Below are 24,884 nucleotides of genomic sequence, written 5' to 3'. Positions count from 1 at the left end.
ATGAAAGATGAGCATATTAGAAGAGTTTTTACCTGCCTTTCTGGAGGAGATCGTTGGCGATCGTTTCGGGCGTTATTCTAAATATATTATTCAGGATCGCGCGATTCCAGATGTGAGGGATGGTTTAAAGCCTGTACAACGACGTGTATTGTACGCAATGTACGACTCTGGAAATACCCCGGATAAGCCTTATCGTAAATCGGCCAAAACCGTCGGTGATGTCATGGGGAATTACCATCCGCACGGAGATGCCTCCATTTATGATGGTATGGTTCGTATGGCGCAGCCGTGGAAGATGGGCCACACCCTTGTAGATGGCCATGGTAACTGGGGATCACTGGATGATGATCCGCCGGCAGCTATGCGTTACACAGAGGCTAGACTTTCTGAGATCGCGATGGAACTTCTTCGTGATATTGAGAAACGTACAGTCATGTTCAAGGATAATTTCGATAATTCCACGAAGGAGCCCGTCGTGCTCCCTGCGCGGTATCCGAATTTACTCGTGAATGGTGTCAGCGGGATTTCGGCAGGATTCGCAACAGAAATTCCACCGCATAATTTGCGTGAAATCATTGATGCCTGCACAGCCATGATCGACAAGCCTGAGATCACAGTCGAAGAATTGATGACAATCGTCAAAGGACCCGATTTCCCGACCTCTGGCATTATCATGGGTGAAGAAGGCATTCGCGAAGCTTATCGCACGGGGAAAGGTCGTATTTACATACGTTCCAAAACAGCGATAGAAGATATGCGCGGCGGCAGACAACAAATTGTAATCACGGAGATCCCTTATCAAGTTGTCAAATCTCGACTGGTTACGGCCATGGAGAACATTCGGCTTGAGAAGAAAATCGAAGGAATTGCCGAAGTACGTGATGAAAGCGGTCGAAATGGGTTGCGAATTGTCGTTGAGCTTAAGAAAGAAGCTGATGCGCAGGGTATTTTGGCTTACTTACTGAAGAAGACCGATTTGCAAGTGACCTACAATTTCAATATGGTTGCGATTGTGAATAAAGCGCCTCGTCAATTGGGTATTCGAGAAATTCTTGAAGCTTACATTGGTCATCAGAAGGAAGTCGTTACGTTCCGTTCCCAATATGAGCTTGAGAAAGCCGAAGACCGCGCACATGTGTTAGAGGGACTTGTCAAAGCCCTTAACATCCTGGACGAAGTTATCGCAACGATTAAAGCTTCAAAGAATCGGCAAGATGCGCAAAACAACCTTGTTGAGAAGTTTGGATTCTCAGAGCGTCAAGCAGATGCTATTCTTGTTTTGCAATTATACCGATTAACGAATTTAGAAATCACAACACTTGAAAAAGAGTTGAAAGATGTTGAGAAAACGATTGCTTATTTACGTGGAATTCTTGGCAGCTTGAAGAAACTGCTAGGTGTAATTAAAGAGGAAATGGGCGAAATCCGTAAGAAGTACGGCATCGACCGCCGCTCGGCTATCCAAGGTGAAGTAGAGGAACTAAAGGTAAATCTTGAGGTACTCGTAAACGCGGAAGATGTCCTTGTTACGTTGTCCAATGAAGGTTACTTGAAACGGACGAGCAAGCTTTCCTACACACGTTCAGGTGGAGAGCTTGAGAATACAGGACTGAAGGATGGCGATTACTTGCGCTTCCTGCTCGACGTGAATACGATCGAAAGTTTGCTGATCTTCACGAAGAAGGGGCAATATTACTTACTGCCTGTCCATCAAGTGCCCGAGTACAAGTGGAAAGAGAACGGAACCGCGATTGTGAATGTCATTCCTATTGCCAAGGAAGATCGCATAGTAAACGTTATTCCAGTGAAGGGCTTTGAGGATCCGACCAAGTCGCTTGTGTTCGTTACACGCAAAGGACAAGTGAAGCGTACAGAGCTTAAAGAATATATGACGAACCGCTCAAACGGAATCGTTGCTTGTAAGCTTGGTGAGAATGACGAAGTCCTTCACGTACACCTAAGTGACAATACGAAAGAAATATTGCTTGTCACGAAGCAGGGCATGAGTATCCGTTTCCGTGAGGAGGAAGTGAACCCGATGGGCCGTGCGGCCGCGGGTGTGCGCGGCATCCAACTCAAGGAAGACGATGAAGTCGTCTCGGCCGAGTGGATTTATGGGGATGAGGGAGAAGTGTTGGTCATCTCGGACCTCGGGTATGCGAAGCGTTCCCTAGTTGTGGACTATCCCATCCAAGGACGAGGCGGCAAGGGCATACTTACCTTCGAATTTAAAGAAGGCAAGCGTGTGAGACCTAATGGTTCAGCGTTAATACGCACATTTATCGTGAAAATGGATTATCTCATTACGGCTGTCATGAGTAATGGGGAGAAGCTGCGTTTCTCAACAGAGACAGCACCTCTGGAGGATCGAAAAGCACAAGGTAAACAACTTATACCTGTTTCCAAAACAGATGCAATCGTAGAGATCTTGAGATTCCCTCAATCATAGCTGACTGTAGGTGGATCCAGCTTCTCAATGAGCATAAAAGCTAACTCCAATAGGACCCACAGGGGCATCGGTTCGTCTAATCGATCCAGCCACTGTGGGTCTTTCATTATGCCAGCCTCTAGTGCCTTTTTACCAAGCTCTATTTTCCAAGCTTCCACCTTAAACCACTCCTTTGAGTTTTCTTAAGAAACTATCATCGTAAAAATAAGACCTTTGAGATCGTCGATGTTGCAGAAAGTGCAACAATTGCTGCCTAGATCCGGCCTCTCACCCATTGATGTTGCATAATGTACGACAAAAGAGCTCGATATAAGCGATTTTGCAACAAATGGGCTCAAAATGTTGTACGAAATGCAACTTCAAGTTGCAAAATAGCCTTTTGGCGTGTGAATTCTTGTAGAAAATACAACATTGGTAATCACTATAGCCCATCTGCCCTCACGAAAGCTGATTGACTCTAAAATCTCATTTTGGAGTTATGAATACCAGTTGTGAATCAATCTAAAATCGAATATTGAGTTATGCTTATCAGTTGTGAAGAATGAATCGAAAGTCTCCTTTATGTGATACTCACGAGGCCGTAGAAAATGGTTTCGTATTTAGAAACTGTACATACCTGCTTCACAGTATATGTAAGTATTGGGCGAGGTGTTAAAAGAAGTCGAGAAGCATGGCCAATTTCTTGTTAAACGGACAAAGTAATGGAGGGATCGACAGCAAGCCACAGCATGTCTCAAGCGGTGCAGCTTTTGTCTGAAAATATTAATGGCATTAACCTTTAAACCAAAGAAAAGGCATGCTATACTTGCCTTAAGAGATGTTGGAAGCGAGTTGATGAGGATGTATTCCGATGATTTTGGGAAGCTATGGTTGAAATTGTCTAAGGAATTGAAAAACCAGATGGAGGTAGGATTAGCACCTACCATTACGGAAGGACAGCTTAATGTGTTAGAGCTGCTTATGACGAATGAACGGATGAAGCCTTCTGATTTAATCGAATATTTATCCACAACGCCTGCAGCTGTGACAACACTGTTAGATCGGATGGAGAAAAGTGAATTGATCGCAAGGGAGCGAGATGAAAAGGACCGCCGTATCGTTTGGGTCAACGTCACGGAAAAAGGAAAGGCGGAATGCGAGAGAGGTATGAGAATCCGGGAACAACTTTTGGATTCGTACCTGGGCCGCGTTTCCGCCCATAATCAGAAATTGCTTATTTATTTACTTGGGAAGGTCGCCAATTAAAAGCGACCCGGGGGGTTGAAACGAATTTACAACTCTGGGAGTGTAAATTCGCTCCAGGGCCGCTGCATCGGCGGTAGCGACCGAAAGCGCAGCGTCTCTTTGAGCGTTGGATGCTCAAAGGCAAGAGCCGTGGCCCACAGCGCAAGCTGCTGGCCGGGCTTGTTGACCGCGCTGCCGTAGCGCTGGTCGCCGTAGAGCGTGCAGCCGATGGCTGCCAGCTGCACGCGGATTTGATGCGGCCGCCCGGTGTGCAGCTTGATCTGGATCAAGCTGAGCCCGTCTTGGCTGCCGAGAAGCTTATAGTCCAGCACAGCCTCCTTGGCGTCCTGCTGGCCTTCTCTGACCACGCTGACAGTATTCGTCCGCGTGTCCTTCCAAAGCCAGTGGCGCAGCGTAGCGGACGACTGTGGCGGCTTGCCATGCACGACAGCGACGTACGTCTTGTCGAGCTGCCTCGTTCTCACCGCGTCAGATAATCGGGACGCGGCTTTTGACGTTTTGGCGAATACCATCACGCCGCCAACGGGACGATCCAGCCGGTGTACAAGCCCGAGGTACACATTGCCGGGCTTGTTATGACGGTGCTTCAGATCAGCCTTCAGCACATTCAGCAGATCAGGATCACGTGAATCGTCTTCCTGCGTAGGCATGTTGACGGGCTTCTCAACCACAAGAATGTGGTTGTCTTCGAACAGTATCGGAATTTGTGATGCTCCCGAGCCATCTCTAGATGCTGCCACCGTTACGCCTCCCAGCGTCCCAGAATACCGCAAGGGAGCATCAAGCCGGAGTGGGTGATCGGCAGGCCGATTTCGCCACTAGAGATCGTGCCGCCATGCTTGGCTTTCATCGCCATGCTTAAGATATTCTGGAGCACAGTGGCCGAGATACCCGTTGTATAAGAGTTGATCAACAGGAATAACGGATTGTCCGTCAGAATCGATTGGCAGGTCTGAATGAAAGGGAAGAGGTCATCTTCCAATTTCCAAGTCTCGCCATTGGGTCCGCGTCCGTAAGAAGGAGGATCCATGATAATCGCATCGTACTTGCTTCCGCGGCGCTGTTCTCTTTGTACGAATTTGAATACGTCATCCGTGATAAAACGAACAGGACGACTGCCTAGGCCGCTTAGATGCAGATTTTCCTTGGCCCATTGAACGACTCCTTTGGAGGCATCCACATGGCAAACTTCGGCGCCTGCGTAAGCGCAAGCCAGTGAGGCCCCGCCTGTATAGGCAAATAGGTTTAGTACTTTGATAGGACGCCCGGCTCCTTGGATTTTGTCCATCATCCATTTCCAGTTGACTGCTTGCTCAGGGAATAAGCCCGTATGCTTGAAGCTGGTTGGCTTAATATAGAAGGACAACTTCTGGTCATAGTTAATCGTCCAGCGCTCAGGAAGCTCTGCGTGCTGCTCCCATTGTCCGCCGCCGCTTGAGCTGCGGTGATAATGAGCGTCAGCTTGACGCCATGCCGGCGTTTCTTTTTGTAACGGCCAAATGATTTGTGGGTCTGGTCTTCTCAGGACGATCGTGCCCCAACGCTCGAGCTTTTCGCCGCCGCCTGTATCGAGGAGCTCATAATCAACCCAGTCTTTTGCATAAAACATGCTGCATTCCATCCTTCAACTTGTATACTTTAACAAACATTCATTGTACACCATTTATTGACCTAAATCGATCTTTTCAATCAAATCAGGCAGTTCTTTTTCTACAAATTGTTGAAATTGCTGTTGTTCAAGCGCAGCTTTCAGCTGCTCTTTTACAGAATCAAAGGATTTAACGGATCTGGCTTCTACTTTGATAACATGATAACCGAAATCTGTCGCGATAGGGTCACCGATCGTTCCGATCGTCTGCTCGATAGCTGCTTTCTTAAATTCAGGTACCCACTGACTTACATCGGCATCCGCATAAAGACCGCCAGCATCTTTGGAACCCGGGTCATCTGAGAATTCTTTGGCCAGCTTGGCGAAATCTTCACCGTTCTTAAGCTTCTGTTGTACTTCTTTTGCTCGTTTAAGTGCTTCCTCTTTCGTACGAAGAGCTTTGGTCTCTGAGCTTGTTGGGTCATTCAATCCAATCAAAATGTGTCGCACAGAGGCGATGGTAAAAGCATCTTTGTCTGCTTTGAGTGTTTCATCATATTTGGCTTTTAACTGGCTATCTGAAATACTGGACTTTATGTAATTTTGTGCACCGATGCTGCCTACCAGAAAGTACTGAAGATCCGTTACGGTCGTGTTCACTTTTTTTAAATCGTCCTGGAACTTCGCTTCGCCAAATTGGCTTTTCCAAGCAGCGATTTGTTTAACAGCACCGTCTTTGGCGGCGTTCTGGTCGGCCTCAGATGCTTTACCGAATAGAATTCGGTTTTGAATGAGTTGGGTGACCATACTTTTTTGGTACGCAAGGTCATCTTTAGAGGCAGCATGACCGCTATTAAAGAGTGCTTGCATAGCAAAGAAAGTATCAAATTCACCCTTTGTAACAGTTCCGCCCTTGTAAGTAGCTACCACATGCTTAGGATTGTTACCGATCCAAATCGTTTCATTTTCTTCGTCCCACTCGACTTTTTTCCCAAGTGCTTCACTTACAAATCTAAGGGGTACATAGGTAGAGCCTTCATAAATAAATCCTTTAGCTTCGGAAGGTGCTTTCTCAACACCGTCAAACATATACTTAAGACTTCGGAATGCGACTTCAATTTGACTGTTTGCTGCAAATGCTACGGTACCGCTTAATACGGAACCGATCGTTAAACCAACGATAAGTCCCTTTACTTTATCTTTCATTATTTGTGTTCCACCTCTCGATATAATGTCCCTCAAATAATTCACCAAGGGTTGAGTAATTTCCTTTTTTTTTTTAATGTAAAAATGAAGGATTCTTTGCCTGGTTGTTGTATTTGTAACGTAAGGCGAATATAAGTAAAATCCAGTTTTGACGAAATCAGGTTGATTTTAAGGAGGGATAACGTGGGGGCAAATGTTGGTATACCTAGCCCAGAAGATTTGTTTCTGCTTCATGAAGGATCCCTTTACCACAGTTATCGCATCTTAGGGGCGCATGTAAGCAAAACAAAAGGGCAAGAGGGAGTTCGTTTTGCCGTATGGGCACCTCATGCCAAACAGGTTAACTTGCTTGGTGATTTCAACAGTTGGCAATCTGGGACTCATCGTATGGAGAAGTTTAGTACTCTCGGCTTATGGCTTTTGTTCGTTCCAGAAGCAAGTGAAGGCGATTATTACAAGTTTGAAATTCATAGCGAAACGGGCCAGATTTTGTTGAAAGCAGACCCGTATGCCTTTTATTCGGAATTACGTCCGGGTACCGCATCGCGTGTCGTTGATCTCGAAGGTTACGAATGGAAGGATCAGGCATGGCAGCAACAGAAAAAGGAAATCCCCGCTTACAATAAGCCATTATCCATTTATGAGGTTCATCTGGGTACGTGGCGCAAAAAAGACCGACATAGTGAAGACTTATATACCTATGTTCAACTTGCTGAAGAGCTAGTCGATTACGCAGTTGATATGGGGTATACGCACATTGAATTAATGCCGCTCGCAGAACATCCGTTTGACCGTTCTTGGGGCTATCAAGCAACAGGTTATTTCTCCGTAACTAGCCGCCACGGTTCTCCCAAGGAGTTCATGCATTTCGTTGACCGGTGTCATCAGAAGGGGATTGGGGTCATTATGGATTGGGTCCCTGGCCATTTCTGTAAGGACAGTCATGGACTCAGGCTGTTTGATGGGAAGCCGCTTTATGAATATGAAGACCCTCGTAAAGCAGAGAAGCTGGAATGGGGTACACTTACTTTCGATTTTGGTCGTCCCGAGGTTCAAACCTTCTTAATCTCCAATGCTGTATTTTGGATGGACATGTATCATATTGATGGGATAAGAGTGGATGCTGTAGCTTCCATGCTGCATTTGAATTTTGGCAGATGGAATGAGGAACCGATCAAGAATCAATGGGGTGGGGATGATAATCCCGAAGCGATAGCATTCCTGCGCAAGCTGAATCAGGTCGTTTTCTCCTTCTATCCGGATGCGTTGATGATGGCTGAGGATTCTACCGATTGGCCGCTCGTTACTGCGCCTATCCACGATGGAGGACTCGGATTTAATTATAAGTGGAACATGGGTTGGATGAACGATATGCTGCGTTATATGAAATTAGATCCTATTAATCGCAAGTATCATCACAAGCTGATCACGTTCTCATTCATGTATGCCTTTAGCGAAAATTACGTATTGCCGCTTTCACACGACGAAGTGGTTCATGGCAAACGTTCGCTCCTACATAAGATGCCAGGCGATTATTGGCAGAAATTTGCTAATCTGCGCGTTCTATACGGGTATATGACGGGTCACCCTGGTAAAAAGCTGCTGTTTATGGGCAGTGAATTCGGTCAATTCGACGAATGGAAGGATCTTGAAGAACTCGATTGGTTTTTACTCGAAGGATACGAAAAACATAGTCAAATGCATCATTACGTCAAAGCGCTTAATCAATTTTATCTGGACCAACCAGCATTGTGGCAGTTGGATCATCATCCGGATGGGTTCCAGTGGATCAACCCGCATGATGAGAGCCAGAGCGTTGTAACCTTTATGCGCAAAGGGAAATTGCCGGAGGATGACTTGATTCTCGTATGTAATTTCACCCCTGTAGTACACCCGGATTACCGAATCGGCGTTCCTCGGTCTGGTGTGTACGAAGTCGTATTTAACAGCGATGCACCCGAGTTTGGCGGTTCTGGTCAAGGTAACTCAGAGCCTATATCCAGTGAAAAGCGTTCATGGCACGGGCTGCCTAATAGTTTAGCGTTGTGTATTCCGCCGCTTGCGGCTGTTTATATAAAATGTGTGAGTGAATTCCAAACTGTGATTGACGAAGTTGAAGGGGGAAATCAGATATGCGCAGTAAAGAATGTGTTGCCATGCTCCTCGCTGGAGGAGAAGGACGAAGATTAGGCGTTCTGACGAACAATTTAGCCAAGCCAGCCGTTCATTTTGGCGGGAAGTATCGTATCATTGATTTTACCCTCAGCAATTGTACGAATTCAGGGATCGACACCGTTGGTGTCCTAACCCAGTATCAACCTCTCGTACTCAATACGTACATTGGGATTGGAAGTTCATGGGACCTTGACCGCAAATATGGCGGTGTGACGGTCTTGCCACCGTTCATGGAGCAAAAAGGCGGGGATTGGTATAAAGGAACAGCGAATGCCATCTATCGCAATATCGGCTTTATTGAGCAATATGATCCTGAATATGTTTTGGTCATCTCGGGTGATCACATCTATAAAATGGACTATGATCTGATGCTGTCTTACCACAAAGAGAAGAAAGCCGACGCAACGATTGCTGTCATTGAAGTGAAATGGGAGGAAACGAACCGGTTCGGCATCATGAGCGTTAATGACAAACAAGAAATAACTGAATTTGCAGAAAAACCGAAAGAAGCGAACAGTAACTTGGCTTCGATGGGTATTTATATTTTTAATTGGAGCGTACTGAAATCTTATCTGCTCGAGGATGAGGAAAATCCTAATTCCAGTAAAGATTTTGGGAAAGATATCATTCCCATGATGCTGAAAGATGAGGCGAGAATGTTCGCTTATCCTTTTGAAGGCTACTGGAAAGATGTAGGTACGATCGATAGTCTATGGGAAGCGAACATGGATCTGCTGGACGACAATAATGAGCTTAATTTAAATGATAAGGACTGGCGTGTATACTCCCAGAACCCTTACCAGCCAGCTCAGTATGTGGCGCCAACTGCGAATATTAAACGTTCACTCGTTAATGAAGGCTGCGCGATATTCGGGGATGTCGATCATTCCGTTTTGTTCTTCGGTGTACAGGTTGGCGAAGGAAGCCAGATTCGCGACTCCGTCATTATGCCTAATGCCAAAATTGGTAATAACGTAACGATTAACAAAGCGATTATCGGCGAAAACACGGTCGTAGAAGACGGTGCTGTGGTAGATGGCAAAGGGGAAATCGTACTTATTGGTGGTAATGAACGGATATCAGCGAATGCCAATCAGAAGGGATGATGTCGAGTGAAGCATGTAATGGGTGTCATTAATTTAGTGAATGAACCGGATGATTTGGAAGAACTGACCTACTTTCGTTGCCCAGCATCCGTGCCGTTCGGTGGCCGGTATCGATTAATTGATTTTACATTGTCCAATATGGTGAATTCCGGCATTGATAATGTTGCAGTATTCACTCAACATAAATATCGTTCACTCATGGATCATTTGGGTTCTGGGAAAGAATGGGATTTGGATCGGAAGCGGGGCGGCTTGTTCGTACTCCCATCTGTGCTCAATGAACCAACAGGCATTTCACGTGGTGATTTATACCAATTCTATAGCCATAGAGATTATTTCTATCGTGGTAAAGAAGAGCTTGTTATTATTTCACGAAGCCACATGGTATGCAACCTCGATCTGCGTGACGCTGTACGTTATCATGAGGATACACAAGCAGACATTACGGTTATCTATAAGCAAACAGATGAGGATATTCAAGGAAAATTCCGTCGGTTAGCGGTCAAGGATAGCGGGCAAGTGACTCTCATGGAGGATCACACAGGTAGATTGCGTACAAACAACATTTCAATGGAAATGTACATCATGAGCAAAGCGCTGCTGTTGGATATGGTTGAATCTTGCTTAGCGCAAGGTTACGATCATCTGGTTCGCGATGGCATTATGAAAAACATTGATAAGCTCAGTGTGTATGGCTACAAATTCGAAGGTCATGTAGGGATTGTGAACTCGATTCAAGGCTACTACAAGCACAGTATGCAGCTGCTTAATCCGGCGATTTGGAGAGAGCTCTTCTTCCAGAAAAACCTGATTTACACGAAGGTTAAAGATGAACCGCCTGCGAAGTACTTGGATACCGCAGCTGCTAAAAACGCGCTCATCGCAAACGGCTGCGTCATCGAAGGTAAAGTAGAAAACAGTATTCTGTTCCGTGGTGTGAAGATCCGTAAAGGCGCGTACGTGAAGAACAGCATCATTCTCCAAAACTGTGAGATTGAAGAGAATGTGATCATTGAGAATGCGATCCTGGATAAGGATGTCTTCATTAGTCGTGGACGTGTCTTAACGGGAGATAACAAAGCACCATTCATTGCTGCGAAAACGAAAGTGATCTAGATCAAATAAATTTGAAAAGTCAGCTTTCAGAAGCCTAGAAGCTAGAACGATTACCTAAGTTCTTGGCAGTTGTTCTAGCTTCGACACCGACCAATCATTCTGAATAAGCTTCGTTTTGCAAAAGGTGGCTTTTCAAACATCCATTGGAGGAGTAGGAAGATGAAAGTACTATTTGCTGCATCTGAGGCTGTACCTTTTATTAAAACAGGCGGTCTAGCTGACGTAATTGGCTCCTTACCGAAGGAGCTTACTCGTCAAGGACTGGATGTGCGGGTTATTTTACCTAAGTATGGCGATATCCCTGCTGTTTATCGGGAAGCAATGACGAAGGTAGCCACATTTGATGTGTACATCGGTTGGAGAAAGCAATACATCGGGATTGAGATGCTTCAGCATGAGGGAGTCACCTTTTACTTCGTGGATAATGAGTTTTATTTCAAGCGTCCAGGCATTTATGGTTATGGTGACGAGGCGGAGCGTTTTGGGTTCTTCTGCAAAGGGGTTATTGAGGCGCTCCCCTTACTTGATTTCCAGCCGGATGTGATTCATTGCCATGACTGGCAATCGGGTATGATTCCTGTGCTGCTGAAGGCACATTATCAACACCTCCCTTTCTATAGCGAGATGAAGACGATGTCTACCGTTCATAATTTGAAATATCAAGGTGTGTTTGATCAATCCCTATTAAAAGATTTGTTCGGTTTATCAGACGATCATTTCACAGGAACTGCACTCGAATTGCATGGTGGTGCAAGCTTTCTCAAAGGCGGGCTTCTCTATTCGGATTGGATAACAACGGTAAGTCAGACTTATGCGGAGGAAATTCAAACTCCTTTTTATGGTGAATTTTTGGACAGCCTGCTGCGTCATCGCAAAGATCAGTTAACGGGTATCGTGAATGGCATTGATTATGACGTATTCGATCCAATGACCGATTCACATCTGGTTGTGAATTATCGAGATTCCTTACCGAAGAAGCAGCAGAATAAGCTGGCTCTGCAGGAGCGCTTGGGTCTGCCTGTGAATGGTGATGTACCGATGATTGCGTTGGTCACTCGCTTGGTGCAGCAAAAAGGACTTGATCTCATCCAGCATGTTATTTCGGAGATTCTCGCTTTGGACATTCAACTTGTCGTTCTTGGTACAGGCGACTATGGGTATGAGCAAATGTTCCGATATGCGGCTCAAACACATCCAGATAAGGTGTCTGCTCAAATCTACTTCGATGAATCATTAGCACATCAAGTCTATGCGGCTTCTGACCTGTTCTTGATGCCGTCTCAGTTCGAGCCTTGCGGGATTGGGCAATTGATAGCACTTCGTTATCGATCTGTCCCCATTGTAAGAGAAACTGGCGGACTGAAAGATACCGTACAGCCTTATAATGAGTTCACGGGTGAAGGAACTGGATTCACATTCAGCAATTATAACGCGCATGACATGCTGCATATCATTCGCCGCGCTGTATTTTTCTACAAGAATGATAGAGAGGCATGGCTGAAAATTCAGCAAAATATGAAAAAAGGCGATTTCAGTTGGAAAAAGTCGGCCCAGCAGTATATCGCACTTTATAAAATAATGGTTACTAACTAAGTTTAAAAGGAGACTGGAGGCACATTGCTTCCAGTTTCTTCTGTCAGTTCCTCTTCATTTTATCCTTAATTGTGTCGATAAAGACATTAACCGGATGAAATTTATTAGGAGAGGCAGTTGTTCATAATGAGCCGGACTGAGGTATGTTTAACGGATGCAGATATGTACCACTGCATGTTGTTTCAAACACCTGTAGAGGTGTGGTTTGATGGCGAATTGGAAGACGCAGGTTCATTGATCGAAGCTTATTCGGATGATGTCATTAAAGTAGGCGGCGTTTACTATTTGAGAAAACTGTGCCTAATTAAGAAAATAGCATAAACGGTAGCTTGTCAATGACCTCTTATTCACTTTGTGAATAGGGGGTCTTTTCCTAATTTGTCGAAATTCAGGTATAATAGCGAAGAGTTGATATAAATGGTTTGGAGTGATGTTATGGACTGGATATCGCATGTACTAACTGTCGTCTTTGTGATCAATATTTTACTCGCCATAACGGTGGTGTTCTTAGAACGTCGAAACGTGGCAGCAACATGGTCGTGGCTTATGGTGCTCTTATTCATCCCGATTCTCGGATTCTTGCTCTATGTGATGCTAGGCCAAAATTTGAGCCGTAGAAAGCTGTATAAATGGAACCGCCGTATGTTGGAAAGAGTGCAAACTGTCATTTCAGAGCAGCGGGAACAGCTGATCGACGGGACGCTGCCTTATATTGATCCGATGGTAAGTCAGTATCGAGATTTGATTTATCTGAATGTCGCAACGAACGATGCGTTCCTCACGCAAGATAATGGTGTACATATTTTCACAGACGGAGTGGCTAAATTCAGTGATTTACTGATGAAAATTGAAGCTGCTGAGTCCCATATACATATGCAGTATTATATCGTTAAGAATGATTCGCTGGGTCACAAGATCATGGAAGCCCTCACGAGGAAAGCGGAACAGGGTATCCACGTTAAATTTTTATATGACGATATTGGCTCAAGGTCCTTGAAGGAGTCCTTTTTCCGAGATTTCCTAAAAGCGGGCGGGCAAAAAGCCGCATTTTTCCCATCGCGAATTCCATTTCTGAACTATCGGGTAAATTATCGCAATCATCGTAAATTGGTTATCATTGATGGTCAGATTGGGTACATGGGTGGATTCAATGTCGGTAACGAGTATCTGGGTTTGGATCCGCGATTTGGTTACTGGCGAGATACGCATCTTCGTTTGACCGGAAGCGTTGTTCGCGCTTTGCAGTCGAGATTTATACTGGACTGGAACTTAGCATCCGTGCAGCAAATGGAAGTTGAGCCGCAGTATTTTCCCGATACTATGGTGGAAGCCAATAGCTTGGAACACGTGCCTATGCAAATTGTGGCAAGTGGACCTAATGAAGCATGGCCGCATTTCGTGTTTACATTCCTAAAAATGATTCACATGGCCAAGAGCAGAATCCTCCTGCAGACTCCTTATTTTATCCCTGAAGAAAGCATGTTGAATGCGCTGCGCATTGCTGCTTTATCGGGCATAGATGTTAGAATCATGATCCCTGAGAAAGCAGATCATATGTTTGTTCATTGGGCTTCCTTGTATTATGTAGGTGAATTGCTTCGAGCTGGAGTGAAATGCTACTTATATGATCAAGGCTTTCTTCATGCGAAAACGATCATCGTCGATGGCCAGGTAGCCTCTGTAGGGACGGCCAACTTCGATATTCGCAGCCTTCGGCTGAATTTCGAAACTAACGCCTTAATGTATCATGCAGAGACGGCGAAAAAGTTGGAAAACACGTTCTGGAAGGATATGGAGGGCTGTATGGAGTTGACGTTGGAGGAATATGATAAGCGTTCTTTACGGATTCGTTTTCTGGAGTCCATATCGAAATTGGTTTCTCCCATATTGTAAATGAAGGTATAGTCCCATGCAAAAAAAGGATATCCAATCCTTTCTTGAGAAAGAAAGATTGAATATCCTTTTTGTATGGTGAAAAGATTAATTAATAAACCGTTTCACCATTGTCATAATTAAACTGCCATTGAATACCGAATTTATCTTCTAAATTGCCGTAGCATTTGCTCCAGAACGTTTCTTGAAGCTCCATGCCTACTTTGCCGCCTTCTTTCAACTTATGAAAGGCTGACTTCACTTCATCCATATCTTTGCTGACTAAGGAAAGGCTAATGTTGTTCCCGGCAACGTAAGGCATGCCTGGGAAAACATCGGAGAACATAACAGTACTTCCAGAAATACGAAGACGTGCATGCATAACTAAATGTTTGGCTTCCTCAGGAAGAGGATAGGATGGGTCGGGTGGAGTATCACCAAAGTCATGATTTGTGGCTTGTCTAGTCCAAATACGTCAGCGTAAAACTCAATGACTTCACGAGTGTTTCCATTAAAATTAAGATATACATCAATAGCCATTAATTTCACTCCTTCGGTTTGATTGTCTATCATTTCCATATTGTATCATTTAAATGTTCTTAAACCAATATACCTGCTCATGAAGAAATATAATAATTATATGATTATCGGTGATAAGTACGCATTTCTGCGGAGATTGAACCGACTTGACACTTTGTATAAAGTTAGGATATTATAGTTTTGTAAAATTATATTTTATGCAATTTAATTTGGAGATATCGAATTAATAGCATATCAAATAAATGAATGAAGGAGGTTGGAGATGACAGCCATGTCTATAAATGAATCCAATCGAGCATTTGGTGAAGCACTTGTGAAATCATTAGTTGGAGAGCGCGGACATATTCCGATAACTAGAGCATTGTCCGATATTAATGCTGAGCTTGCAGGCACTCGTATTACGGGTTCGCCTTACACCATTTATCAGTTGTTGAAGCATATGAGCTACTGGCAGGAATTTTTGTTGACTTACCTTGAAGGAGGCAAGCCTGAATTGCCTTCACACGTCATGGACAGTTGGCCTACCGCTGATCGTCCAGAGAGTGATGAGGAATGGGAGACGATTGTTCAAAGCTTTCTTCGAGGAGTTGAGAGAGCTTGTGAGATTGCTCGAACGTCACAGCTGGATGAAACTCTTGAAAAGTTTCCGACGGAGACGAAAGCGGGTATTTTGCGCAACATTGCCTCACACAATTCTTATCACTTGGGAGAAATCGTTTTGCTCCGCCGAATGAATGGAGCTTGGCCGCCACCTGGCGGAGGTTACCCTGCATAACATGTAGAAGCGGAGCTAACGAAGAACTTACTTTGGTCATTGACGTCCAGGATGCCGCGGATGCAGGAGTATGCGGACTTATTCCAAGCGGTGTAAATATTTCCTTAGGTATGCTGCCTATTCGAGCGGATTTAGACGTCCCTGAGCGGTTGCGTGATGAGCGGCTTGCCGATAGGAACCGCCCCATCTTGGTTACATGCGGAGCTGGCGGACAAGCTTCCTTAGGAGCCTACTTGCTTAAGCAAATGGGCTTTCAAGACGTGGCTTATATCGATGGTGGAACAGCCGCTTGGAAAGATGCGGGTTTTGATGTTGAATAACTGATGATAGATAAGATAAGGTTTACATATATCATTGAAAGAGGCTGTCCCAAAAGGGTAATAGACCTTGAGGGGTATCTAGCTTAATGATGGTTACACGTATCCATAAGGACTAAGGAATAAGGACTTTCGCCAATAGGGGGAGGTCTTTTTTGGTGCAGTGTTGTTCTTAACGGAACGACACGCCTATAAAGTGGATGAAATGAGCTATACATTGAATTAGCGGAACGAGAGGGCTCTATTTATTGAAATTTGTGCAATTCGAAGCTAAAAACAACGGAATAGCGTCGCTACGTTCCTCGTTTACTTGAATGAAGCATATTTCACGAAATTAGCGTCGCTACGTTCCCTTTCTGGATAGACGGATCCATGTATCCATGGGTAAAAGTAAGAATTAATATAAAATGCTCTGAAATAAACCTACTCCGATCGAGAAGGTGTATGGTAAAATATTCCCATTCCTAGTTGAAACGTTTTAATGAGGGGAGGTTGGTATCATGCGTAAAAGCAAGCTTTGGGGAATTTTCGGGAAAATCCGATCCTTATTTTCCAAAATCCGTATCGTTCTTCTCTTCAGTTATTTCATTATTATTTTTATTTGCATAGCATCGGTAGGAGCTATTTCCTTCTATATTTCTTATCGCTCTGTATCGGAGCAGGTAGAATCGTCAAGTTTTCAAATCGTTCGACAAATTGAGAAAAATATGGATAATGATTTTCAAAACAAGCGAAATCTTCTGCTGGCGCCTTATTTCAGTCAGGAGTACATAGATGGAATTAATGCGTATGCGACGATGGATAATCAGGATCAATTTCTGTTCAGGCAAAAGATAGGAAACTTATTTCTGAAAAGCTTTAACATTACACCAATCAGAGATTTTATCCGGGTTCAAATTTATTACAATAACGGAGAAATGCTGAATGCTTCGGATAATCAGAAGCCTTGGACAGCCGATGAAGTTCAGCAATCCGATTGGTTCCAGCAGACGGTAATCAATGACGGTCGTGTGCATTTTACCGGTCCGCCCAAAGGAGCGGTTTCTGGAAGTGATGAGACCGCATATTCATCGTCCATTTTAATTCGAGATTTTGCTAATCCCGACAATTTTATTGTGGTACGCGCAGAATACAATGTTGAATTGTTTCTCCATATGGGTCAGAACGATAGCCTTTCCACGAACAGCAAATTGCTCATTTTAGATCAAAATAATCAACAAGTATACGCCTCTTTTAAGCAGTCTGATGCTGTTCTCCGTAAAGATATGCTATCACGTATCACAAACGGCAGCGGAAAGTTCTGGTATGGCGGCGAGCAGGACAACCTGCTTGTTACCTATACACAGTCGGATTATTCCAATTGGAAAGTCGTACTTGCGATGCCTAAGAATGAAATGTTCGGTTCTCTGGATCGAATCAAAACGGCAACACTACTTACAACGCTGATAGCCTTTTTGGTTACAATAATTATTTCCTTTTTGTTCGGGCAAAGAATTACCAATCCAATTCTGGACTTATATAGAACGATTAATCGAGTGAAAAGAGGCGACTTCTCGGTTCGAGTCCAAGTTAAAAGTAGCGATGAAATCGGAAGAATCGCGAAGAACTTTAACGACATGCAGGTTGAACTTCAAAACTTAATCGAATCCAAATATATATACCAAATTAAGCTTCAGCAAGTCGAGCTTGCTATGCTCTATTCACAAATTAATCCGCATTTTCTATACAACACGCTAGATAGCATTAAGGCAATGGCTGATTATTATGATGTTGAGAAAATCGGAGATATGGCTCAGTCACTTGCAGATATGTTCCGCTACAATATCAAAAATAAGGATGAAATGGTTACCCTTCGTGAAGAGTTGGAACAAATTGATTCTTATATGAACATTCAGCGAATCCGTTTCGAAGACAAAATTACGTATATTCAGGAAATTGAGGACAATTTACTCGATTACCCGCTGCTGAAAATGACACTGCAGCCACTTGTGGAGAATGCGGTGTTCCATGGGGTGGAGCCGAAGATTGGGAAAAGCACGATCCGAATAATTGCTCACAAAGAAGGTGAATCTTTGCTCATCACAGTAAGTGATGATGGGGTCGGCATTTCGGCAGAGAGACTGAAGGCGTTAAGAAACGAGCTCAGCAAACAGCGATTGTCAGAAGATATGCCTGTTTCTTCTGCTGCGGGAGGGGGCATTGGTATTCGCAATGTCTATGCCAGGTATGCAATCCGCTTGGGCAAGCAATTCGAATGTAAAATAGAGAGTGAAGTGGGGAAAGGGACCCGTGTAACCCTCATCATTTCATCATGGAACTTTGTAGAGGACGTCTCAGGGTAAGAAAATTAAACATTTTTAGTCGAAATCGTGAATAGAGTCACGGAAAACGTTTTCATATAATTAACTTGTAAGCGATTCCTAAAGGAGGGTACTACAAAAATGAGAAAAATGAAAACGGTTTTGTCGATGTTAACGGTTTGTCTGGCAGCTAGTTCATTTACAGGATGCAGTAGTAACAATGGCACTAAAGGAACGCCAGAAGTAAGCAAATCAGCTACAGCGACGAACACGCCAACCAGCACAGTAGCTCCGACGAAAGATCCTGTCACCCTTACGTTTGTAATTCCCAATACAGTGGACGCTGTTCCATTTAACAAAATTTTCGAAGCTTATCAAAAGCAAACCGGCAATAAGGTCGAATTACAAGCGTTACCCGGCGGTGACTTCGATAATATGATGAAAACTCGGTTTTCAACAGGCGATTTTCCTGATTTATTTTTGATGCAGCCAGGTACGAAGCAAAACGTCAAATTAAGGGCTGAAGAAACGCTTCATGAATGGAGTTCAGATACAGCAGTATGGGATCGAATCATTCCATCAATGAAAGAATTCCAAACAACGCCGGATAAAAAGATCTATGGTGTTCCATTCGGGGCTACGGGTATGATGGGCGTTTATTATAACAAAGATGTATTTGGTAAGGTTGGCGTTCAGCCGCCTAAAAACTATGCAGATTTAATTGAAACAGCCAAGAAGATAAAAGCATCAGGCGTGACACCTTTCTATGAAGGAGTGAAGGATGGATGGCCGGCGCAAATCTTTTATTTGACAGGTTGGGTATCGGGTGTAGATCCGGCAATCGGCGATGAAGGCGTTCAGAAATTGGAGAAAAATCAACTCGGTCTTGCTGATATACCACAGGTGAAAGATTTATTTACGAAGCAGAAAGAATTGAAAGATCTCGGCTTATATCAAGATAATTTGATGGCAGGAACGTATGACGAAATGCAGAGCAAGATAGGTGATGGTAAAGTAGCCATGGTGTTTATGCTCGATGGCATTATTCCACAACTGGAGAAAAAATTCAGCAAAGACTTTGTGAAAGATCACATTGGGTTCTTCCCATTCCCTGCGGCGAATGATGCGGGTACGGCGTTGATTACGCCTCCTAACCAATTAATGGTGCCTGAAAAAGCAAAACATTCGAAAGAAGCTGTCGATTTAATCAAGTTCATGGTTACTGCTGATATGGTCAATCTGTATTATCAAACAGCGCCTGGCATTCCTATCTTTAAAGATGCTAAAAGTGATTTGTATCCTGTGCAGCAAACGGTAAAAGGCTTAATCGATTCAGGCAAGGCAAAAATCAACGTCCAAAACCGTCTAACCCCGACATTTGCTGATTTCCAAAAAACGCTGCAAAACTTCTTCATCAATGGGAATGTAGATGCGGCAGTGAAGGAATTCGATGCCAACTATAAAAAAGACGGCAAATCCAAACGGTTAGCTGGATTCGAATAGCCAACTTGAAAGAAAAGGAGGGGGAGGCATTGGGAAAAAGCAAGTATCCGCTCTATTTTTCATTTCCAGCTCTGGCTGTTTTTCTGGTGTTTTTTATAACTCCAACCCTCATCGGATTTTATTACAGCTTCACCGATTGGAACATCAATGCCAAGGATATTCGGTTCATAGGCTTTCAAAACTATGCGGCGATCTTTCAAGAGCCGAGACTACTAACTGCCTTGTTCAATACGTTAATCTTTGCGGCTGCTGTAACGGTACTGCAAAATGTATGCGGGCTTGGCTTGGCGCTCATTCTCAATGAAGCTCTTGTGCTGCGCAGTGTGCTGCGGATGATATTTTTCCTTCCTTATGTGATCGCTCCGATCGTCATTGGTTATATTTTCCGAGCTATTTATCATCCTGAGCATGGGATTGTGAATCAAATTCTGGAGCAGGTGGGGCTTGCCGCACTTGCGCATGATTGGCTGAACGATCCGAAATATGCGCTGTTTTCCATTATTGTGACGGATATATGGCGTGTAGCTGGATTTTCTATGGTCGTTTATTTAGCGGGACTTCAGTTCATTCCCAAAGATTTGACGGAAAGCGCTTCAATCGATGGTGCGCAATACTGGAGCCGGTTCCGACATATTATTTTTCCGCTGCTAGCACCGGCTTTTACCGTAAATGTGTTACTTTCCATGATTGGTTCTATGAAAGTGTTTGAAATGGTTATGGTTCTGACTGAAGGCGGACCAGGATATACGACAGAAGTGTTTTACACCTATATTCGCAGCATGTTCAGTTCAGGAGAGTTCGGTTATGCGACAACGGTTAACGTTGTGTTGTTCATCTTAGTTACTTGCATTGGTGTGCCAGTGCTGATGAAGATGAAGAAACGGGAGGTGGAGATGTGAGACAACGGCGCAACATGCTTATTGTGCTTGAATTGGTGACTATCTGTTTGGCACTAATGATCCTCATCCCCTTTTTGATGATTCTCGTCAACTCGTTCAAAGATATCCGTGAATCAGCGCTGTTCGGCTTGTCCCTCCCCACAGAGTGGCAGTTCAGCAATTATAAGGACATCTTTGCTCAGGCGCATATTGTACGCGGGTTCATGAACAGTTTCCTGATTTCGGGCTGCGTGGTGCTTTGCGTCAATGTGTTTGCATCTATGGCTGCGTTCATTATTCAACGAAGAGACGACCGCTTTTTGCGTACGGCGTACTATTTATTCATCATGGGCCTAATCGTGCCTGTTTCTATCGTACCCACCATTAAGCTAATGGGTGATTTGCACATTCGAGGAACGTACTTCAGCCTTATCATGTACTATACGGCCGTATTGCTCCCATTTGCCGTATTCCTGCTGGTAGGATTCATGAAATCCATTCCACGAGAGCTGGACGAAGCGGCGCTTTTGGAAGGCTGCGGTTATTTCCGATTGTATGTTCAGATCATTCTTCCGCTCATCATAACTGTGCTTGTAACGGTTGCGATCGTTGTCATGGTATCCGTTTGGAACGATTTTTTCGGTCCTTTCTATTTGATGACAGATAGCACGAAGTGGACGATTGTGCTCCAAATTTTTAATTTTGTTACAATGTACAGCACGAATTGGGGCGTTGTGTTCGCATTTATGGTGGTCGTCATTGCTCCGATATTACTTATTTATTTATTTCTTCAAAGGTATATTATTGACGGTTTGACCGCTGGCTCTCTGAAGGGATAACAGTGGTGCAATCAAGCATCGGGAGGGTTTGGTTCATGCGAAAGGTAGTCATTGTCGACGATGAAATATGGATCCGGAGGGGGCTTATTCAATCTATACCTTGGGATCGTTTCGGTTTCAGGCTTGTTGGAGAGGCTGGAGACGGGGAAGAAGCGCATAGGATCGCGCTTGCCGAGAAACCGGATCTACTTTTTCTGGATATGCGGATGCCTGGGCTGGATGGCAAACAACTGCTCGGAATGCTGAATCGTGATTTACCGGATTTATTGACGATCGTCGTAAGTGGGTATTCCGACTATGAATATATGAAAGAAGCTATCCGACAGAAAGCATTTGATTATTTATTGAAACCAGTTAAAAAAGATGAGCTAGTTTCTGTGCTGGAGAGAGCAGTAGCAAAGATGATACAGCAGGAAACAAAGAAGAGAACAGGGCAGTTTGACAGTAGAGGAGACTGGCTTCAAAGAGTTTTGTATCATGCGGTCACAGATGTAGAAGCTCGTGAGAATGAGGAAGAAATTCCTCTTCCTGAAGGATGGACTTGCGGCGAAACCTATGTGATGGTCGGGCAGCGGGATACATTTCGAGATGGATGCGAGACAAACAAACTTGTTGGGCAACTGAGGGAACAGTTAATCCGGAACAAACCATTTTTGTTTGGGGGAGAATGGAACTTCGTCGTAACAACCGCCCCGGAAGCAAACGGGGAATTCGTTATCGCTATCGTCGGTGAGCAGCTGCAGCTAGAGGAAATGAATAAATTATGCCAAACCATCCAAAGGTTGCTCAAACAAAAGGAAATGGGCAGCTACAGCTTGGGTATCGGATTGAAAAAAGAGGATGCCCACTATTTACGGCGTGCTTATCTGGAGGCCGGGCAAGCACTGAAAAAGAAAAGGCTGGGTGTGTCTTGTACCGTCCTTTGGGCTGAGAATGACCTGAGTAATGAGCGATTTAATTATCCTCAAGAGAAGGAAAATGCTTTTCTCCTTTCCCTTCAAATGGGCAACAAGGAAGAGGCTGAGCAAGAATGCGATATGCTGTTTGCTGCAATTAGTGAGGATTCAATGACTGTAGATCATTTGCAGAGGAGCGCCTTTTTGCTTGTCCACTCTATTGAAAAACAGCTTAGAGGAACGGAAAATCGGCTAGAGGAAGTAAGCGGTAAAAATCCACAAATGTATACAGAGATGATCCAGCAACGGAACGATGCGGCAGCTGTGAAACGGATTTTCGATGAAGAGATCATTCCCTCTGTACTCGAGTACTACAAACGTTCACATGAAAAACAAGGCAAGAAGATTGTGCGTATCATTCAGAATTTGATAGAAAACAACTATGATCAGCCGCTTTCCCTACATCAGATTGCTGAAAGTCATTACATGAACACGGATTATGTAAGCCGTTTATTTAAAAAAACGACAGGCCACAATTTTGTTGATTATATGACTGAATTCCGAATTAATAAATCGAAAGAACTAATGAGGTTGTCTAGCTATAAAAATTACGAGATTGCGCAAATGGTTGGCTACGAGGACTATCGATATTTTAGTCAAATCTTTAAGAAAAAAACAGGAATGACCATTGGTAAATACCGGATTGCCGCCGAAACTACATCAATGATGACTAAGGAGTGAATACAGATGGAAAGACGACTAATTCCCGATACACTGATGCTGGAAGAACGAGCAGGACATGCCATTAATGCAATGGTGGGGATGGCTGACAAAGATCACAATTATATTCCGTTTTTTAATGCGGATTTGTTACACAAGCCTGCCTTTATGACACATGGTGATTGGGATTACGGCTCTTCGCATGGCAGGATGATCGATGGCTTGATTCTTGCAAGGCATATGTCGGGGGAAACTTTCGGTAAGGATGTAGAGGAACATTATCGTGCTAACTTGCTCTCCTTCTTTAAAGAGGATGGCATGAGCTACCGACAAATAAATCCCTCCCGTAATTGGGAGCCAAACGCTAATCTGATAGATCAACGTGCCGTAATTTTATCCTTGACGACATGGTTTATGGAAACAGGTGATCCGAAAGTAAAGGAAGCAGCAGACCGTCATGTGGCAGCGTTGAAAAGAATTGCTATCAAAGAGCGCGATGTGTGGTACTATCCGGCATCCGAATACAAAGAAACAGGTTGGCCTTCCGCCAATGGCGTGCAGCTGAGGCTCGCTCCAGATCCGGCTGCATTCTGCGGCCGATTAGTCATGCCGCTCTTGAAATATCACGAATTGACAGGGAATCAGGATGCTTTTGATTTGTGTCAGTTTTTCACGGCTCTGATCATAGAGCGCAGCGGCGTCTTTCATCCCGATGGCAGCTTTAACGATTCATTGGCTTACCGCAGCGGTCATTTCCATACGCGCCTGGGCACACTCGATGCGATCGCCCGATTCGGCGCCTTCACGGGCGATGCAGCGATGATCAGTTGGGTGAAGAAGTGCTACGATTGGGCGCTAACTAAGTGTACGTCATTTGGCTGGACGCCAGGCGATTTGCATGAACAAGCATATGAACATGAAACCTGTTCACTTGTGGATCTGATTGCGACAGGAATCACCCTTGCTAAGAGTGGTTATGTGGAATATTGGGGAATGGTAGAGCGCTTCCTACGAAACCACCTGACGGAATCACAGCTTCTGGATCTGGATTGGGTTGAACAAACAAATGATAAATCGAATGACATTCCAGCTAACAAATCATTTTACAAAGTGGCTGAGCGTACACGGGGATCTTTTGCCGGCTATTCAGCTCCTAACGATTTCATAAGCGATGTGAATGAAGGCAGAGGACATACGAGCGATTTGCAATTATGTTGTCTCGGTTCTGGTACACGCGGATTGTTCATGGGCTGGAGCAACAGCATCACGGAGAAAAATGGGTCAATCAGCATCAACTTCCTGCTGAACCGAGGTTCCAAATGGCTTGATGTCAGCAGTTATTTACCGCATGAAGGCAAAGTCGTTATTGATGTTCATATGGATGTTCAACGACTTCAGATTCGAATTCCGGAATGGGCTGGTTTTACGAAAATTCGCTTCACTCGCGAGCTTCATGGTCAGGTTACGGAAGGTAAAGGCAGCGAGGAGAGCAGATGGGTTAATAAGCATTTCCTACTGCTTGGTCCAGCAACCGCCGGGGAAAAAATTACGGTAACTTTCCCGCTCAGCTTCCGCAAAACATTGGAAAACGCTGTTGGCCAGACGTTCGAAGCGGAATGGCGCGGTGATGATGTCGTGAATATTACGCCAAAAGGCGAGAAGAAGCCGCTCTACAGCGGGCGTAAAGTATATAATGAGGCACCGATGCGTGAAGGCGATTACCGCAGGCTGGATAAAGAGTTTGTGTGGTAGAGGTTTTATTGAAG

The 24,884-nt window shown here is 44.3% G+C and carries 19 protein-coding genes and 2 pseudogenes; 16 read left to right on the top strand and 5 right to left on the bottom strand.

Going from position 1 to position 24,884, the window contains the following annotated elements:
• The first annotated feature begins 7 nt into the window (after window positions 1-7).
• Window positions 8-2,449 (top strand): DNA gyrase subunit A, encoded by a 2,442-nt coding sequence (gene gyrA, locus AC58U0_RS05475; protein WP_497378000.1) that lies wholly within the window; start codon window positions 8-10, stop codon window positions 2,447-2,449.
• Here the strand turns inward: gyrA and AC58U0_RS05470 are convergent.
• Window positions 2,440-2,607 carry a hypothetical protein gene (locus AC58U0_RS05470; RefSeq protein WP_200957347.1) on the bottom strand — a complete coding sequence of 56 codons (168 nt, stop codon included), beginning with the start codon at window positions 2,605-2,607 and terminating at the stop codon, window positions 2,440-2,442. The genes gyrA and AC58U0_RS05470 overlap by 10 nt on opposite strands.
• Window positions 2,608-3,289: 682 nt before the next feature.
• Between AC58U0_RS05470 and AC58U0_RS05465 the strand changes: the two genes are divergently transcribed.
• The gene (locus tag AC58U0_RS05465) at window positions 3,290-3,694 is read left to right on the top strand and encodes a MarR family winged helix-turn-helix transcriptional regulator (protein WP_497378257.1); all 405 of its coding nucleotides are present in this window, start codon (window positions 3,290-3,292) and stop codon (window positions 3,692-3,694) included.
• A 26-nt stretch (window positions 3,695-3,720) separates the two neighbouring features.
• Here the strand turns inward: AC58U0_RS05465 and AC58U0_RS05460 are convergent, their stop codons facing one another.
• Genes AC58U0_RS05460 through AC58U0_RS05450 form a run of 3 tightly spaced genes read right to left on the bottom strand, consistent with a single transcriptional unit; the run spans window position 3,721 to window position 6,488 of the window.
• On the bottom strand, window positions 3,721-4,434 hold the full coding sequence (locus AC58U0_RS05460) for an RluA family pseudouridine synthase (protein ID WP_060649427.1): 714 nt from the start codon (window positions 4,432-4,434) through the stop codon (window positions 3,721-3,723).
• Window positions 4,435-4,436: 2 nt separating this feature from the next.
• Entirely contained in the window at window positions 4,437-5,303 is an 867-nt protein-coding gene (locus AC58U0_RS05455; RefSeq protein ID WP_057301733.1) for a class I SAM-dependent methyltransferase, read from the bottom strand.
• A 54-nt stretch (window positions 5,304-5,357) separates the two neighbouring features.
• Entirely contained in the window at window positions 5,358-6,488 is a 1,131-nt protein-coding gene (locus tag AC58U0_RS05450; protein WP_497377999.1) for a peptidylprolyl isomerase, read from the bottom strand.
• Between the two features lie 183 nt (window positions 6,489-6,671).
• Between AC58U0_RS05450 and glgB the strand changes: the two genes are divergently transcribed.
• The 6 genes from glgB (at window position 6,672) to cls (ending at window position 14,371) form a co-directional block, all read left to right on the top strand.
• Window positions 6,672-8,678 carry a 1,4-alpha-glucan branching protein GlgB gene (glgB, locus tag AC58U0_RS05445; RefSeq protein ID WP_497377998.1) on the top strand — a complete coding sequence of 669 codons (2,007 nt, stop codon included), beginning with the start codon at window positions 6,672-6,674 and terminating at the stop codon, window positions 8,676-8,678.
• Window positions 8,621-9,769 (top strand): glucose-1-phosphate adenylyltransferase, encoded by a 1,149-nt coding sequence (locus tag AC58U0_RS05440; protein WP_047674383.1) that lies wholly within the window; start codon window positions 8,621-8,623, stop codon window positions 9,767-9,769. Before glgB ends, AC58U0_RS05440 begins: the two co-directional genes overlap by 58 nt.
• Window positions 9,770-9,775: 6 nt before the next feature.
• Window positions 9,776-10,885 (top strand): glucose-1-phosphate adenylyltransferase subunit GlgD, encoded by a 1,110-nt coding sequence (glgD, locus tag AC58U0_RS05435; protein ID WP_047674386.1) that lies wholly within the window; start codon window positions 9,776-9,778, stop codon window positions 10,883-10,885.
• A 159-nt stretch (window positions 10,886-11,044) separates the two neighbouring features.
• On the top strand, window positions 11,045-12,478 hold the full coding sequence (glgA, locus tag AC58U0_RS05430; protein ID WP_497377997.1) for a glycogen synthase GlgA: 1,434 nt from the start codon (window positions 11,045-11,047) through the stop codon (window positions 12,476-12,478).
• A gap of 126 nt (window positions 12,479-12,604) precedes the next feature.
• Window positions 12,605-12,799: a hypothetical protein gene (locus AC58U0_RS05425; RefSeq protein ID WP_171692658.1), complete on the top strand. Its 195-nt coding sequence runs from the start codon at window positions 12,605-12,607 to the stop codon at window positions 12,797-12,799.
• 114 nt (window positions 12,800-12,913) lie between these two features.
• Window positions 12,914-14,371 carry a cardiolipin synthase gene (gene cls, locus AC58U0_RS05420; RefSeq protein WP_497377996.1) on the top strand — a complete coding sequence of 486 codons (1,458 nt, stop codon included), beginning with the start codon at window positions 12,914-12,916 and terminating at the stop codon, window positions 14,369-14,371.
• A 91-nt stretch (window positions 14,372-14,462) separates the two neighbouring features.
• Here cls and AC58U0_RS05415 read toward each other — a convergent pair.
• Window positions 14,463-14,890 (bottom strand): annotated as a pseudogene (locus AC58U0_RS05415) (VOC family protein).
• 277 nt (window positions 14,891-15,167) lie between these two features.
• Between AC58U0_RS05415 and AC58U0_RS05410 the strand changes: the two are divergent.
• The 8 genes and pseudogenes from AC58U0_RS05410 to AC58U0_RS05375 all read left to right on the top strand — a co-directional run bounded on the left by AC58U0_RS05410 (window position 15,168) and on the right by AC58U0_RS05375 (window position 24,870).
• Entirely contained in the window at window positions 15,168-15,665 is a 498-nt protein-coding gene (locus AC58U0_RS05410) for a DinB family protein (RefSeq protein WP_497378255.1), read from the top strand.
• Window positions 15,666-15,694: 29 nt separating this feature from the next.
• Window positions 15,695-15,985, top strand: a pseudogene (locus AC58U0_RS05405) (rhodanese-like domain-containing protein); the annotation flags it as partial.
• A 497-nt stretch (window positions 15,986-16,482) separates the two neighbouring features.
• On the top strand, window positions 16,483-18,324 hold the full coding sequence (locus tag AC58U0_RS05400) for a cache domain-containing sensor histidine kinase (RefSeq protein WP_497377995.1): 1,842 nt from the start codon (window positions 16,483-16,485) through the stop codon (window positions 18,322-18,324).
• A 99-nt stretch (window positions 18,325-18,423) separates the two neighbouring features.
• A complete protein-coding gene (locus tag AC58U0_RS05395; RefSeq protein WP_497377994.1) occupies window positions 18,424-19,785 on the top strand; it encodes an ABC transporter substrate-binding protein in 1,362 nt (453 codons plus the stop codon).
• A 29-nt stretch (window positions 19,786-19,814) separates the two neighbouring features.
• Window positions 19,815-20,684 carry a carbohydrate ABC transporter permease gene (locus tag AC58U0_RS05390; RefSeq protein ID WP_497377993.1) on the top strand — a complete coding sequence of 290 codons (870 nt, stop codon included), beginning with the start codon at window positions 19,815-19,817 and terminating at the stop codon, window positions 20,682-20,684.
• Window positions 20,681-21,502 carry a carbohydrate ABC transporter permease gene (locus tag AC58U0_RS05385; protein WP_497377992.1) on the top strand — a complete coding sequence of 274 codons (822 nt, stop codon included), beginning with the start codon at window positions 20,681-20,683 and terminating at the stop codon, window positions 21,500-21,502. The genes AC58U0_RS05390 and AC58U0_RS05385 overlap by 4 nt, the downstream gene beginning before the upstream one ends.
• A 35-nt stretch (window positions 21,503-21,537) precedes the next feature.
• Window positions 21,538-23,139: a response regulator gene (locus AC58U0_RS05380; RefSeq protein ID WP_497377991.1), complete on the top strand. Its 1,602-nt coding sequence runs from the start codon at window positions 21,538-21,540 to the stop codon at window positions 23,137-23,139.
• A 6-nt stretch (window positions 23,140-23,145) separates the two neighbouring features.
• On the top strand, window positions 23,146-24,870 hold the full coding sequence (locus tag AC58U0_RS05375) for a glycoside hydrolase family protein (RefSeq protein ID WP_497377990.1): 1,725 nt from the start codon (window positions 23,146-23,148) through the stop codon (window positions 24,868-24,870).
• Window positions 24,871-24,884: the final 14 nt, after the last annotated feature.

The organism is Paenibacillus sp. J31P190 (genome assembly GCF_059692075.1).
The sequence above is the reverse complement of the archived record's forward strand: the minus strand, read 5'-3'. Positions and strand labels throughout refer to the sequence as shown.